This window comes from Celerinatantimonas sediminis, from assembly GCF_046054195.1.
In the GTDB taxonomy this organism is placed as follows: Bacteria; Pseudomonadota; Gammaproteobacteria; order Enterobacterales; family Celerinatantimonadaceae; genus Celerinatantimonas.
In genome coordinates this window covers 1-14,127 of sequence record NZ_JBEQCS010000027.1, presented here as the reverse complement: position 1 = coordinate 14,127, position 14,127 = coordinate 1, and the positions used below count along the sequence as shown (strand labels likewise).

10 protein-coding genes are annotated in these 14,127 nt (G+C 41.4%); 5 read left to right on the top strand and 5 right to left on the bottom strand.

Annotation, left to right across the window (positions count from 1 at the left end; all coding sequences use genetic code 11):
* The first annotated feature begins 28 nt into the window (after positions 1–28).
* Positions 29–994 carry a 2-keto-3-deoxygluconate permease gene (locus ABTQ23_RS20070; RefSeq protein WP_408617546.1) on the top strand — a complete coding sequence of 322 codons (966 nt, stop codon included), beginning with the start codon at positions 29–31 and terminating at the stop codon, positions 992–994.
* A gap of 225 nt (positions 995–1,219) precedes the next feature.
* A complete protein-coding gene (locus tag ABTQ23_RS20065; protein WP_408617545.1) occupies positions 1,220–2,461 on the top strand; it encodes a carbohydrate porin in 1,242 nt (413 codons plus the stop codon).
* Between the two features lie 55 nt (positions 2,462–2,516).
* Here the strand turns inward: ABTQ23_RS20065 and ABTQ23_RS20060 are convergent, their stop codons facing one another.
* Both ABTQ23_RS20060 and ABTQ23_RS20055 read right to left on the bottom strand, forming a co-directional pair.
* The gene (locus ABTQ23_RS20060; protein WP_408617544.1) at positions 2,517–3,983 is read right to left on the bottom strand and encodes a methyl-accepting chemotaxis protein; all 1,467 of its coding nucleotides are present in this window, start codon (positions 3,981–3,983) and stop codon (positions 2,517–2,519) included.
* 135 nt (positions 3,984–4,118) lie between these two features.
* A complete protein-coding gene (locus ABTQ23_RS20055) occupies positions 4,119–4,991 on the bottom strand; it encodes a LysR family transcriptional regulator (protein ID WP_408617543.1) in 873 nt (290 codons plus the stop codon).
* Between the two features lie 125 nt (positions 4,992–5,116).
* On the opposite strand from ABTQ23_RS20055, the gene ABTQ23_RS20050 reads away from it, so the two are divergent.
* From ABTQ23_RS20050 to ABTQ23_RS20040, 3 genes are all read left to right on the top strand, one after another.
* Entirely contained in the window at positions 5,117–6,244 is a 1,128-nt protein-coding gene (locus tag ABTQ23_RS20050) for an S-(hydroxymethyl)glutathione dehydrogenase/class III alcohol dehydrogenase (RefSeq protein ID WP_408617542.1), read from the top strand.
* A 73-nt stretch (positions 6,245–6,317) separates the two neighbouring features.
* On the top strand, positions 6,318–7,169 hold the full coding sequence (gene fghA, locus ABTQ23_RS20045) for an S-formylglutathione hydrolase (RefSeq protein ID WP_408617541.1): 852 nt from the start codon (positions 6,318–6,320) through the stop codon (positions 7,167–7,169).
* A gap of 278 nt (positions 7,170–7,447) precedes the next feature.
* On the top strand, positions 7,448–8,725 hold the full coding sequence (locus tag ABTQ23_RS20040) for a carbohydrate porin (RefSeq protein ID WP_408617540.1): 1,278 nt from the start codon (positions 7,448–7,450) through the stop codon (positions 8,723–8,725).
* Between the two features lie 69 nt (positions 8,726–8,794).
* Here ABTQ23_RS20040 and ABTQ23_RS20035 read toward each other — a convergent pair whose 3' ends face one another.
* From ABTQ23_RS20035 to ABTQ23_RS20025, 3 genes are all read right to left on the bottom strand, one after another.
* The gene (locus ABTQ23_RS20035; RefSeq protein ID WP_408617539.1) at positions 8,795–10,465 is read right to left on the bottom strand and encodes a methyl-accepting chemotaxis protein; all 1,671 of its coding nucleotides are present in this window, start codon (positions 10,463–10,465) and stop codon (positions 8,795–8,797) included.
* 1,103 nt (positions 10,466–11,568) lie between these two features.
* A complete protein-coding gene (locus ABTQ23_RS20030; RefSeq protein ID WP_408617538.1) occupies positions 11,569–13,566 on the bottom strand; it encodes an AAA family ATPase in 1,998 nt (665 codons plus the stop codon).
* Positions 13,557–14,048 (bottom strand): helix-turn-helix domain-containing protein, encoded by a 492-nt coding sequence (locus ABTQ23_RS20025; RefSeq protein ID WP_408617537.1) that lies wholly within the window; start codon positions 14,046–14,048, stop codon positions 13,557–13,559. The genes ABTQ23_RS20030 and ABTQ23_RS20025 overlap by 10 nt, the downstream gene beginning before the upstream one ends.
* Positions 14,049–14,127 lie beyond the last annotated feature (79 nt).

Sequence of the window (14,127 nt, the reverse complement as noted above, 5' to 3'; positions counted from 1 at the left end):
GCTTTTTTTTAATGAGGAATGTTTTCTCATGAAGATACTCAAATTCATGCAGAAGATCCCTGCCGGGATCCTGAATGTCCCAATGATTGTATGTGCATTAGTTAATACCTTCTTTCCCCATGCACTGCATATCGGTGGTGCCACCACTGCGCTCTTCTCTACTGGAACCATGACCGTTATCGGCATGATGCTATTTATTTGCGGCTCCCAGTTTAAAGTAGCTGATGTTATGCCAACGCTTAAACGCGGTTTTGTTTTATTTGTGACTAAAATCATCCTTGGTGTGGTCGTTGCAATATTGGTTCTCGACTATCTTGGCCCTCAAGGCATTTGGGGCATCCCAGCAATTGCACTAATTTCTGCGATTGCCACCAGCAATGCTGGCGTCTACTTAGCCATTAGTAACCAACATGGTGATGCAGTTGATCGCAGCGCATTTGGCATTCTAAACCTCGTCTCCGTTCCAGCTGTACCTTTATTATTGATGGGGTTAGCCGGTGGGCAAGGACTTGACTATATGACGATTATTGCCACATTAGCGCCCTTTTTCTTAGGAATGTTAGTCGGCAATTTAGACGCAGATTTGCGAAAATTCTTAGCCCCTGGAGGCGTTATCGTCTTGCCATTTCTTGGCTTTTGTTTCGGCTCGGTGATTGACCTTAAAGAAGTTTTCTCTGCAGGATTCTCAGGTTTATTGCTGACCGTGATTGTATTGGTCATTAACCTGCCGATTTTACTTGGCGTTGACCGATTTATTTTGCGTCGCCCAGGTCATGCCGCATCAGGCGTTGTTCCAACTGCCGGTGCAGCTGTTGCCGTCCCAATGCTTTATGCAGCACATCACAGTGCCTATCAACAATATGCGACAACCGCTGCAGCACAAATAGCAATGGCAGTCGTAATCACAGCAATTATTACGCCGTATATTGCTAATTTTCTTGCCAAAAAAAGACACGCCCAAGCGGTTAACTCAAGTGAACCGTTAAAGCAATAAAACATCTCTCAAGCGAAGTACCCATTAAGACGTAGCTTCGCTTGTGCTAACTCATCTTTTATTTTTACTGACAATCAACCGATAACCCTCCAGTTATTTGGAGCTCGAAGTATTTTGCCACTGGTGCTTTCTCTGTTATTGACCAAGCTCGACTTCTGACAATTACCTCCCGAAGGGATCTTATTGACCTCGTTACCGACTGATTTATCCAATCAAAGGTTTCGCATGAACTATTTATCACTGACCAAAAGTTCATTATTTCTCTATCTTGCAACAACTTTTTGTGCTTATGCACAGACACCGCCTGAAAAATCAAATTCACTGATAACACCTGTTGTTAACCAGTACCATAAACTGGCTCAACAAGGTGTTCACCTGCATTTAAGCTATACATTTGAAACGGGCGGGAACCTCTCTGGAGGAACTGACCACGGCTATGGCTATAACGACCAAACATCACTAGGGATGATGCTTAACTTACAGAAATTACTCGGCCTAAAAGGTGGGCAATTTCATATGGTACTCACCAATCGCGGAGGACAGGCCGACAATATTAATAAAAAGGCGCACCTTGGCGATCAAATGCAATCATTGGAAGTGCACGGTTTGGGTCGAACCACGCGGTTGAGTCAATTTTATTATGAACAGCGTCTGTTAAATGAACGCTTAGATTTTAAATTAGGGCGAATGCCATTTGGTACCGAGTTTGGCAAAGCTGATTGCAACTTCACCTATTTTGGATTGTGTGGTTCACAAATTGGTAAATATAACGGAACCATTTATGGACCAACGATTTCGCAGTGGTCAGGCAATGTAACTTATCATTTTCTGCCGAGTTGGGCCGTAAAAGCCGGTGTTTATCAGAATAACGCCAGTTGGCTTAAAAACTCTCAAGGCCTAAATTTTGGTAACCCCAAAGGCATTCATGGCGTGACATTACCGGTTGAGTTGCACTGGAGCCCGACCATTGGGCTGCTCCACGGGCTCTACAAATTAGGTTACTGGTGGGACACAACTGGCGGGACTGATATCGCAACAGGGCAAAAACATAGCCATAAGCATGGCCTATATTTCAATGCTAGCCAACAACTGATGCGCCTTAAAAACAATCCTCAGCGCATGCTAAAATTGTTTGTAATCTCAACCTTGAACGATCCTAAATTCAACGATGTTGAACGCTCCATCGCAACAGGGCTAACACTTATTGGCCCCTTCGCCTCAAGAGTCCACGACAAGTTCAGCATTGGTGTTGATTACATGCATATGAGCAGCCATTACGCTCAAAGCGAAAAAACCGCTAACGAGGCTGTTTCTAGTGATGAAGTAGTGTTTGCCAGTTACTATCGCATGCAGTTAGGCAAACACCTTGAACTTGGGCCAGAGCTTCAGTACATCGACCATCCTGGAGGCACAAGCCACAATGCCAACAGCTGGATCGCAACATTTAAAGGAACCATTTCATTTTAAATGCAAAGGGTCAGCATTGGCTGACCCTTTATTGATTTTGTTCATTACTTTCTGACTAAATTACAAACTGGCGACCTAATTGACGAAGTTTATCCATCGCCTCTTTAAGCTGTTGCATATTACTACTTTGATTTTTCGTCTCGTGGGAAATTGCTTGAGTTGAATCATTCACGTTAATGATATTTTCATTTACTTGGCTCAAGGCTGTTGTTTGCTCTGTGACTGCCGAGGCAATTTGATACATCTGATCATGAATACTTTGAGCTCGAACTCCTGACTGCTCAACAGATTGCTGAATTTGATGGATCTGTTCAGACAAATTAGTGGAAGCATCATTGACCCGCCCCATGCTATCGGTAGCAACGCCCACATTTTTATCAAGAGCGGATAGTGTCTCGGTAATTTTCTGAACGCTGGTGTTGGTTCGTTGTGACAAAGCCCGGACTTCATCAGCAACCACCGCGAACCCCCGGCCAGCTTCGCCTGCTCGAGCAGCTTCAATCGAGGCATTCAGCGCCAACAAGTTGGTTTGCTCTGAAATATCCCGAATATTTTTTAAGATTTCATGTACGTTTTGGGTTTCATGGACAACGTTTTCAATATTACCAGTCGTCGTCATCAATAGTTTAGTGAGTGTTGCGATTTCATTGGCGCACTGTGAAGAACTCGAAACAATCTGCTGATTAAATTTCGTCGTGTCTTCAAGTTCACTATTACATTGCTGAATATTGCGATCCACTTCCTGAAAAGAACTGCCAATTTCTTCAGCAGCCGAAGCCACCAAATCGGTATTAGAAGCATTTTGCTGTACTTTGTTATGAATAACTTGCGTGCTTTCAACCGAGCTATCGGAAATTTTCAGCAGCTTTTCAATGGTTGCCTGGTTAATTGCAGTAGATTCTTGCAATTTATGAATAATCTGATCAAATTTTTTACAAAATTCATCACTCGAATTCAACGTCAATTTCAAATTTAAGTGGTCACTTTGCACGATATGATTAAGCTTTTCTTCAACATACAAGCGCCGCTTAATATTTACGCTATTCATGTAACAACTATACATAGAGACAGCAGCTTGTAATCCCGCATACAAACAGTGTTCTATTGGCAGCCAGATGGATAGATCATGGTTAAAAATAAAGATGTGATAACCCGAAATCTGCAGATAATAGAACAAGAAATGGTGAATGGCCGCTGCGATTAGGTTAACGAAAATAATCAGCCAATCGTTATAAACTAATAGTAAACCAAGCAAAATAAATACTTCAAAATGAAGCATCGTCATGCCATGGGCTTGATCAATATGCATCGCCACAAAGCCATACATCAAAAAAGCATTGATTAGTCGGAACCTAGGATTATTCAACGCAAGAATGACGGCGGTTAGTACGATATTAATCACCAGATCAACCATCGAAAACCCATATATCCCCATGTAGATAAACGTGAGCAATGAAAGAGGCACCACGATGACATAGGTTTTCTGCTTAAAGGTAAACTCTTTGGTCAAATAATCTGCCATAACTTAACGTTATCCCAAGTAGTACATAGCTCTTAGTGTAGTTAAAATTATGCAAATGAAAGTAAATATTGGCGTGGTTATAAAACAAAGAAAGATTTATCCATCTCAGCGCCACAGAGTTACTCAATTGATAACTTAAAGTGCTAGATGTTCTGCCAGATAATCCACCATTAAACGCACTTTAAGTGACACCAATCGGTGATTAGGAAATAACGCCCAAACGCCTTCGCGATCATCGCGCAGCGCAGGTAATACCTCGATAAGCTCACCACTTTGAAGGTGTTCACTGACATAATAATCTGGCAGTTGCACCAACCCCATCCCTTTGCGAGCAGCATCCAAAAGCGCAAAGCCACTATTGCAGGCAATTTTGCCAGTTACTTTTAATGTGCGTGCATAGCCTGAAACTTTAAAGCGCCAATGGTCATAAGTTCCAACCAAACATTGATGCCCGGCTAATTCTGAGAGCGTATAAGGTGTGCCGAAGCGGTCCAGATAATCTTGGGTTGCACAGACATACAGCTGACGATTACATAATTTGCGACAGGCAAAGCTTGAATCGTCTAACTGTCCAAGCCTCACGGCGATATCGACACTCTGCTCTATCAAGTCTAACTTACGATTGGTCAATACCAGTTCTAATTCAAGCTCTGGATATAATTTTAAAAAGTCATGTAACAGTGGCGCAATTTTGCGCTCGCCATAAGTCACTGGAGCGGTTACTTTTATCTTACCCTGAGGCGTTTGTTGCATCTGAGTGACCACCAGCTCGGCTTGAGAAAGCCCTTCAACTAACAGCCGACAATGCTGGTAATAAAGCTGACCAGCTTCGCTCAGTGATACTTTGCGGGTAGTGCGATGCAAAAGCTTCACCCCAAGGCGTTGCTCAAGTAGATTGACTCGCCGACTGATATTGGCAACGGATGTTGCCAATCGTTTGGCCGCCTGTGTGAAGTTGCCGGTATCCGCCACAGCCACAAATTCATTCACCCCTTCCCAGTTCGCCATAGCCCCTCAATTATTACAAATATGTAAAAGTTATTCTTATTTTGCCCTGATTATCAATCAAGGTCGAACAACTATACTTAAATTTCGGTTAATTCAGCCATCTCAATCATCAAGAGGAAGCGCACATGCCACAAGATAAGTTTATTAAATCCCGCGCAGCGGTCGCCTGGGGTCCGAATCAACCACTGAAAGTTGAAGAAGTCGATGTCATGTTGCCACGTAAAGGTGAAGTGCTCATTCGCATTGTGGCATCTGGAGTCTGTCATACCGATGCATTTACCCTTTCCGGTGATGACCCTGAAGGTGTATTCCCAGCAATTTTAGGCCATGAAGGTGGTGGCATTGTCGAAATGGTTGGTGAAGGTGTGACCAGCGTTGCCGTGGGCGATCATGTCATTCCTCTTTACACCGCCGAGTGCGGCGAGTGCAAATTCTGTAAATCGGGTAAAACCAACCTCTGTTCGGCAGTTCGTGAGACCCAAGGCAAAGGTCTGATGCCAGATGGAACAACTCGTTTTTATAAAGACGGTGAGCCGATTTATCACTATATGGGATGCTCAACATTCTCTGAATACACCGTTCTGCCAGAAATTTCGCTGGCGAAGGTGAATAAATCAGCGCCATTAGAAGAGATCTGCCTGTTGGGCTGCGGTGTCACAACCGGAATGGGGGCTGTTATGAATACCGCCAAAGTTCAAAAAGGTGACAACGTTGCCATCTTCGGACTTGGTGGCATTGGCCTATCGGCCGTTATTGGTGCCAGAATGGCCGGAGCTGGGCGCATCATCGGGATTGATATTAATGAATCTAAGTTTGAGCTCGCCAAGCAGTTGGGCGCAACCGATGTCATTAACCCTCAGAAATTCGATAAGCCTATTCAGGAAGTGATTATCGAAATGACTGATGGCGGAGTTGAGTTTTCCTTTGAATGTATTGGCAACGTCAATGTCATGCGCCAAGCTCTGGAATGTTGCCATAAAGGTTGGGGCGAATCAGTGGTCATTGGGGTTGCTGGCGCCGGCCAGGAAATTTCAACGCGACCATTCCAGCTGGTCACAGGGCGTGTATGGCGTGGCAGTGCGTTTGGTGGCGTAAAAGGTCGCTCGCAGCTTCCCGGCATTGTCGAGCAATATCTCGCAGGTGAATTTGGTCTGCAGGAATTTATCACCCATACCATGAGCTTAGATGATATTAATGATGCATTTGAGCTGATGCACAAAGGTGAGAGCATTCGCTCAGTGATACATTTCTAATTGAACAACTCAGAGCCCTGATTATATGGCTCTGAGTCTGTTTTGGCTTGCTCAAATACACAAGGAAGCTCTTATGGATTTAACACATATCAGTCAGGCCAAGGTATTTGGCGGCTGGCATAAACAATATCAGCATGATTCGAACGTTTTAAATTGTTCGATGCGCTTTGCTATCTTTCTTCCTCTTAAAGCAACTCCCGCCACGCCTGTTCCCGTTTTGTACTGGCTGTCAGGGCTCACCTGCAGTGATGAAAATTTCATGCAAAAAGCCGCTGCATTTCAAAAAGCCGCTGAATTAGGCATTGCTATTGTTGCCGCCGATACCAGCCCACGAGGAGATGACGTACCAGATGATCCACAAGGTAGTTATGATTTTGGCCTCGGTGCTGGATTTTATCTTAATGCCACCCAACAACCGTGGCAAAAACACTATCAGATGTACTCGTACATCACCGATGAACTACCTAAATTGATTGAGAAAAACTTTCCTGTCACATCGCGCAAAGCCATTTCCGGCCATAGTATGGGTGGCCATGGGGCGCTCACTATCGGCCTTAAAAATCAGGAACAATACGTTTCTATTTCAGCATTTAGCCCAATTTGTCACCCTAGTATTGTGCCTTGGGGAGAAAAGGCTTTTCGCCATTATTTGGGGGAAGATAAATCGAGCTGGTCAGAATATGATGCCACTGAACTTGCGAAAACACTGGAAGTTAAACGCCCGATTCTGATTGACCAAGGCGATGCGGATGGCTTTTTACAAGAACAGCTTAAACCAGAGACGTTACAAACCGTAGCCACACAAAAACAACTCCCACTAACGTTGCGGATGCAAGCAGGATATGACCACAGCTATTTTTTCATCCAAACGTTTATTGGTGAACATCTTGAGTTTCATGCGCGCTATTTGAATTCAAAAATATAACCCAACGAATTAGCCACCAGCCACCTTTAACCGACAGCTATCTATGGGCTGTCGGTTACCTTCTTTTTCCTAGCGGATAATCACAATTTAAGCTGGATGAAAACAAGTAGACAGGTATTTTGAACATCCATTCACAAAAACACAAAATATTTCTAACATTTCATTAAAAACATCTAAATCTCAAACATTTTTCTGGCAATGAGAGTTATGGTGGATCGCTTTTATAAGCAATTCTGCTGTGGATTTTGTTAACCAATATTAAGAATTAAGAGGTTTATATGAAATTAACAAAATGTTTAATTGCTGCATCTCTTCTATCTTCATTATGCAGTACTGCAATTTTAGCCGCGGATTATTCTCCTGATAATTACCTCACTGGCGACTGGCTCGGTTGGCGAACCAAACTGCATCAAGCAGGCGTTGATGTCAATTTAGGCTATACCTTTGAAACTGGTGGAAATCTAAGCGGGGGCGATAACCACGCCTATAGTTACGCTGATCAGACATCTCTTGGTTTTGATTTTGATCTCAACCGGTTAATTGGACTCAATGGAGGTTCGTTTCATTTTGCTTTGGCCAACCGAGGCGGGCAAGACCAAGATATCAATGATAAAGCGGGCATGAATGACCTAATGCAATCATTAGAGATTTATGGACGAGGCCGAGTGACTCGAATCACCAAGTTTTATTATGAGCAGCAGCTCATATCAAATAACTTGGATATCAAATTAGGCCGAATGTCATTTGGAGATGAGTTTGGCACAACCGAATGTGAATTTACCTATTTAGGCTTTTGTGGCTCCCAGCCGGGTAACTTTAACTCCTCGATTTATAACTGGCCAATTTCGCAGTGGGCTGGCGATGTGAAATATAATTTTCTACCGCAGTGGTATGCAAAATTAGGGCTTTATCAGCAAAATCCGGGGTGGTTGGCCAATGGTCAAGGTTGGGATTTTGGTAATCCCAAAGGTAGCGATGGCGTAACAATTCCAGTTGAATTTGGCTGGATGCCACACCTGTTTGGCCTGCCAGGCACTTACAAATTAGGCTATTGGTATGATACCGCTGGTGGCGATGATGTTTACCTTAATAGTGATGGCTTAGCGCTATCAACCAATGGCGGAACCCCCAAACAGCATTCACATAAAGCGGGCTATTATTTTTCAGCCAATCAACAAGTGCTTAGCTTCGGCAATAATAGTCAAAGAGGCATGAACGTCTTTCTCTATAGCACCGTGAATGACCATGACATTGCAACGGTTGACCGCTCTGTTGCAGCTGGAGTCACCCTCAAAGGGCCATTTGCGATTCGTCCAAAAGATAAATGGGGAATTGGCATTGACTATCTACATGTCAGCGATCGCTATGCAGATAATCAGCGCGCTGCATCAAATCCCGTACCATCAGATGAAGTGGTTTTTGCCAGCTACTATAAATTTCAGCTCACCAACTACTTTGCTCTGCGTCCAGAGATTCAATATCTAAATCACCCTGGTGGTACGAGCGATAACGCCAATGCATGGGTGGCCACATTAAAAGGCAATATCGACTTTTAATCTTTATAAAATGCCAAAAGGCTGTGTTGTTAATAACACAGCCTTTTTATCAGCCCATCACTCGCAAAATTAACGGTTTAATTTAAAATGAGTAATCATAGCATTTAACCTATCGGCAAGTTCTGATAGCTCTGAAGCTCTGGTTTTTACTTGAATACTCCCCTCTTTCATACCAACAGAAGCCTGATTCACCTCATGAATATCGGTTGCGACTTCCCCCGCCATTGCTGAAGTCTTATTCACATTAGTATTAACACCTTGAACGGCACTCGCAGCCTGATTCACGTTGCTTGAGATTTCATGAGTGGTCGCAGACTGCTGCTCAATTGCGGTGGCAACCGTGGTCACAATTTGGTTTGTTTCATCGATAATTCTGACAATCGCTTTAATCGCACTAATAGACTCTTGGGTCGTCGATTGAACATCAGAAATCTTTTCACCGATTTCTTTGGTTGCGTCAGCAGTTTGCTGGGCAAGCGCTTTAACCTGTTCAGCAACTACCGCAAAGCCCCGCCCAGCTTCACCCGCTCTTGCCGCCTCAATCGTTGCATTTAATGCCAACAAGTTCGTTTGATTAGAAATATTCGCAATGGTTTCTGTGACGTTGTTGATTTCTGATGCAGCCTTATCAAGATTATTCACTTTCACCGAGATTTGTTCTGCCTGTTTGACTGCCTCAGAAGTGGTCCGACTGCCATTTTCAGTGTTCTTAGCGATTTCATTGATGGTTAATGACATCTCCTCAATCGCTGACGCTATCATATGCAGGTTTTCAGTCGCTCCTTCTGATGCCTGAGAAACGGAACTCATATTCACCGTCATCTCTTCAGCGGCGGCGCTCACCTTATTCGATTTGTCATAGATCTGGCCAGAGCTTTTCGAAATACCGCCGGAGACATCTAACAATACGGATGATGACGAGGTGAGTGTTCGAATACCAGTGATAATCTCAGTCAGCATTTCTGAGAGCTTATTCGCCATCTCTTCCATATTTCCATAGACGCCACGCGACTTTTTGCGCTTATCGAATTGAATGGTCAAATCACCACTGGCAATACTTCGGGCAACCTGCGCAATTTTGCCCGGATCATTACCAAGCTGCGCCATAATATTTATTGAAAGCAGGTATGAAAAAATAAGGCTCAGGACGACAACAGCCAACATAATGTATATCGATGTCTGCAACAGAGAATCTAATTCAGTCTTAACAAAATTCATGCTCATCGCAGCATTGATAGTGTAATCCCTGCCATTTTTATCTTTAAAAGGAATGGACAGAATATATAAATCGCCCCATTTGGTATTTAACTTATCAACATACTTTTTACCGGCTTTAATCGTGGCTAAGCTCTCACTGCCCAAACGCTCATCTGGCGTACCTAAAAAGGTGTAATGCTCTTTATGGTTAACTTTATCCGCTGAAGTGCCCGAAGTAGTGACTAGTTTGCCGTCGATCACCATCATCGACCAAATATATTCCAACCCTAGACTTTGGGTGACTTTATTCCAGCGTTTAACAATATTCAGATACTCATCATCACTTACTGAGTTCTTATCAACGATGTTATTATGGTAATCATTCAAGAGATCTTTTGATAAATAGACAACCGCTTCTAATTTTTTATCTATGGTATTAATCAGATTCTTTTCCTCTGATTGATACATTAAATATGAAAAGATTAAACCGATAATCACGACAGGAGCTAAAAACGATATCATTAACTTTGTTTTTAGTTTCATCCATTATCTCCCTAGAGCTTTAACGCCTTGCCACAAACTGATTAAAAATCAATATATATCAGTTATTTAATAATTATTTTAAGTGAATTATGTACACTTATATCTATAAAAAAGCGTAGGTCAGAAAGGGGGGCTGTCAAGATTACTTAGGCAAATTGAGCGAACAGGCTGGATCTATAGGCTAACCATTGAGACTGAAGTTTTTACACAAGGTCAGAAAGCAATTAAATCGATAGCGTCTGTATGCGATTAGGATGGGTGTTATCTATTTATAGACGCGAAATACTTATAGATAGAAATGACTGATGCTCACGCTCATTACCAAGGCGTTTATATCAATGCACGCTAAGCCCACAGATGACGCGGGTTTGAAAAGATAGTGGAGTTGGCCGATAAGCCCTCTCACCAGAGACTAGAAGAACCATATAAGCTATTGATTATAATAGTTATATAAAATACTGCAAGCTTACTAAAAGTACAATTAGTGACGCTAAGTGTTACGCTCTTCTCATTTAGATAGATATCTAAAAAATAGCCTGTTACTCACATTATACAAAGTGTTACGGCTATCATAGTTGGTTGAATATATCGAACGATGCCTGTTACGCGATATGATATAAATTGAAGAAATACACAAATACAGCCACTAGCCTTCATGGGCGTTTAACACTGAGCCCAGAATGCTCTGCGAGTACCGCAGAATTTCAAAATATCATAGAAGCATTCACTAATATGTGGATAGATGTGGAGGATTTTCCCCATTATCTGTAGTCGGATAGAAAAGTTTGATCATTATTGGGGATATTACGACGACCAAACTTGGTGAAATGATAATAAAGTCTGATCAATATCTAGCTCAGTTTTGGACAGAAATGAGCTAGTAATTGAATAGTAACTAGCTCATTTCAGATGAAAATATATATGGGAAACGTCTAAAACGGTGGTCTATTTTAATCAACCACTACAATCCTTAGCCTTATAAGGCTTAAGTTTAGACAATTACACAGAAATCAGGACAGTCTCCCTAAGGACGATTTAGTGCCAATAACGGACCTTCAGCAACTAATCATACTAGCTAGTTGAATCTAAATTGCTTGAAGTCATTACTTAGAAAGGCTCTTCTCCATCAAGAGCATATGCTCCTTCTGCTTATCGGGCATAAAGAGTACACGGTTGTCCTTTAATGACTCGGGATACTTATTCAAACCTGTCGAAATGATAACTTGAAAGTCAACTCCATAATTTTTCAATTCTTCCAACTGACGAATACAGTTAATCAGATGCTCTAATTCGATTCCGGCAGTTTCAGGTGTATCAATAAGTAAAAAGCGCGGAAATGTCACTGACTTATCAGACAAAGCTAAATGCATGAGAGTGATAAAGTACATCATTCGAATTGAAACAAGTGAACTTGTTTCCCGATAGAGACCATCATTAATTGAAGGCAAATAGTTATCAAGCGTAATCTTTGCTGACCTGCAATCAGGCAAAGTACTTTTCATCAACTGATCATACTTTTTACTAAACGCATTTACCTTCGAAGTTACGTCCTGTTGAGCTTTAATCTCAAGTCCTTTCCTCTTTAACTCAGCATCTTTTGCTTTGGAGCTAGCCAAATCAAAATCTTTTTGGATACGTTCCAGCTTTGATTCAATCTCCAACAATCGATTCAAATTCGCAACATCTTCTCTAAGCTGCAATATTTTATCATCAATATCATTTAGGCTTTCAATGTCAACAATTTCATCGACCCGCCCAAGCATTTCTTGTAGCTTTTCACGCAAAACCACCGACTTTTTCTCTATCAACTCAATTTCTTTTTTAATCTCTTGAACTTCAGAGTCACAGTCATCATATGCGGTTTTAATTGTTGACAGAGCCTTAAGTTTCGTTTTCAGAATATCCTTATACTCTTTAGATGTGTAGAAAAACCTCTCATATTGTTCTTCTTCTATCGAAGCACCACAAACACAATGCCCTTCCACACGATCCACTTGACTTAAGCAGTATGGACAAGTATCAGATGTAAAAAGGTTTAGCTGATCGTGGGAATAAATAACTTTTTCAATACGTCTAATTTCTGAAGCAGATTCACTTCTAACTATGTTTAATTTGTACCGTTCATCAAGAGATGAAACCAGATTTTCTTTTAATCGGCTTAATCTAAGTTCATGCTCAATTAATTCTGACTTGCACGACTCAATATCTTGATTAATCGTATTTGATCCAGTTCGATTACGCTTGAATGCCTGTCTGGCATCATGCAACTTGTCAATTTGCTGCTCTTTATCATAGATTTCTTTCTGCAAAAAGCTGACATTTTTAGTCTCGCCATTTTTTCGCATTTTGTCGGCTAAAAGCGTGTACTCATTCACAACCGCTTTAGCCAAGCTTTTCTCTCTTAACAGCTTCTTTTCCTCGACAATAGAGTCGTAGTAATCAGAGTAAGCTTTACCAACTAAGAGTTCAAAAATAGCTTTTCGAACCAACTCAGAATCAGAAACATACGTTGAATTAGTATCTGGTTTTTTATAAATCCCCTCTGGGTTCGGCTGTTGGTCGTGATAAATCAGCCTCATCAAGTCTGATATATTAATCTTAAATGTATTATATCCATGAAAAAGCTCGACCACAGATATTTCCAATTTTCCGAGAATCCAGTCAGAAAAAACGTATGCCTCTTTACTTCTGTTTACGGGATATATTTCAGTCTTATCTTTCGAAAAAGAAAATCTTACTTTCTCTTCAAGTAAATTTTTTTTATCTTTTGAATATATCTTCTCAACCACCCGTTCATAGGGGATTACTGTTACTTCATTATCTCCAAAGTAGCGCCTGAGCAAATAGCTGCCATCATTGATTGAGACATAAAGATCAACATAGTTATCACTATCAGAAGTTATTTCATCGTGGCGCTTATCATTATTTCTTCGAAATATTGGAACCTCTCCACCCAATGCAAAATAAATCAAATTACAAAAGGTACTTTTCCCTGTTCCATTATCACCCTCAATTAGGATGATATTTTTGTCGAACTCTTTAGACTCGAAAAAATACTTGCTTCCTTCATAAACAAGCTTATTAACTCGCATCAGCCCCATGTTCGAACTCCATTTTCAACATAAATTTTACTTAACATGGTATCCAGAGTTAGCGATGCCAACCGCCCCACTTTCTTTGATACATTTTTTATATTCTTAGATTCCGACTCGAAAATATTGCTGTTCAAAAAGTCATTGGGAAGGTTATCCTTAGTCAAAGTCACATCAATTTCTTGTGCTCTACCTCGATTCAAACTCACATAGCCTCTCTTCTCAAGAACAAACAACAACTTAAGAATTTCACTTCTTCGGGTTAATCCATTCGAGTAGCTGTCAAGTAAACACTCATAATCTTTAGGGTTCAGTTTTTCTCCTGAAGAATGAGAAACCACATAGACTGTTTTATCATCACTGATAATGTCAGTTAAAAAAGCCAACTTCCTATAGTCTCTAAAATATTTCCCATCACGACAACCTAAAGAATCCAAAATAACAAAAACGGAATAGCAATAAAGATAGTAATCTTCACCGCTTAGGTACATTATGAATCGCCACTGATTTCCTAGACACCTTTTAGTTAGATAAACTAGCTAAAAAAAGAGGTGTCCATGAGCCATAAAC

Bases quoted from the DNA above. Each gene is read 5' to 3' on its own strand.
- ABTQ23_RS20070 (WP_408617546.1), top strand. From the start codon at position 29: ATGAAGATACTCAAATTCATGCAGAAGATCCCTGCCGGGATCCTGAAT.
- ABTQ23_RS20065 (WP_408617545.1), top strand. From the start codon at position 1,220: ATGAACTATTTATCACTGACCAAAAGTTCATTATTTCTCTATCTTGCA.
- ABTQ23_RS20060 (WP_408617544.1), bottom strand. From the start codon at position 3,983: ATGGCAGATTATTTGACCAAAGAGTTTACCTTTAAGCAGAAAACCTAT.
- ABTQ23_RS20055 (WP_408617543.1), bottom strand. From the start codon at position 4,991: ATGGCGAACTGGGAAGGGGTGAATGAATTTGTGGCTGTGGCGGATACC.
- ABTQ23_RS20050 (WP_408617542.1), top strand. From the start codon at position 5,117: ATGCCACAAGATAAGTTTATTAAATCCCGCGCAGCGGTCGCCTGGGGT.
- fghA (WP_408617541.1), top strand. From the start codon at position 6,318: ATGGATTTAACACATATCAGTCAGGCCAAGGTATTTGGCGGCTGGCAT.
- ABTQ23_RS20040 (WP_408617540.1), top strand. From the start codon at position 7,448: ATGAAATTAACAAAATGTTTAATTGCTGCATCTCTTCTATCTTCATTA.
- ABTQ23_RS20035 (WP_408617539.1), bottom strand. From the start codon at position 10,465: ATGAAACTAAAAACAAAGTTAATGATATCGTTTTTAGCTCCTGTCGTG.
- ABTQ23_RS20030 (WP_408617538.1), bottom strand. From the start codon at position 13,566: ATGGGGCTGATGCGAGTTAATAAGCTTGTTTATGAAGGAAGCAAGTAT.
- ABTQ23_RS20025 (WP_408617537.1), bottom strand. From the start codon at position 14,048: ATGTACCTAAGCGGTGAAGATTACTATCTTTATTGCTATTCCGTTTTT.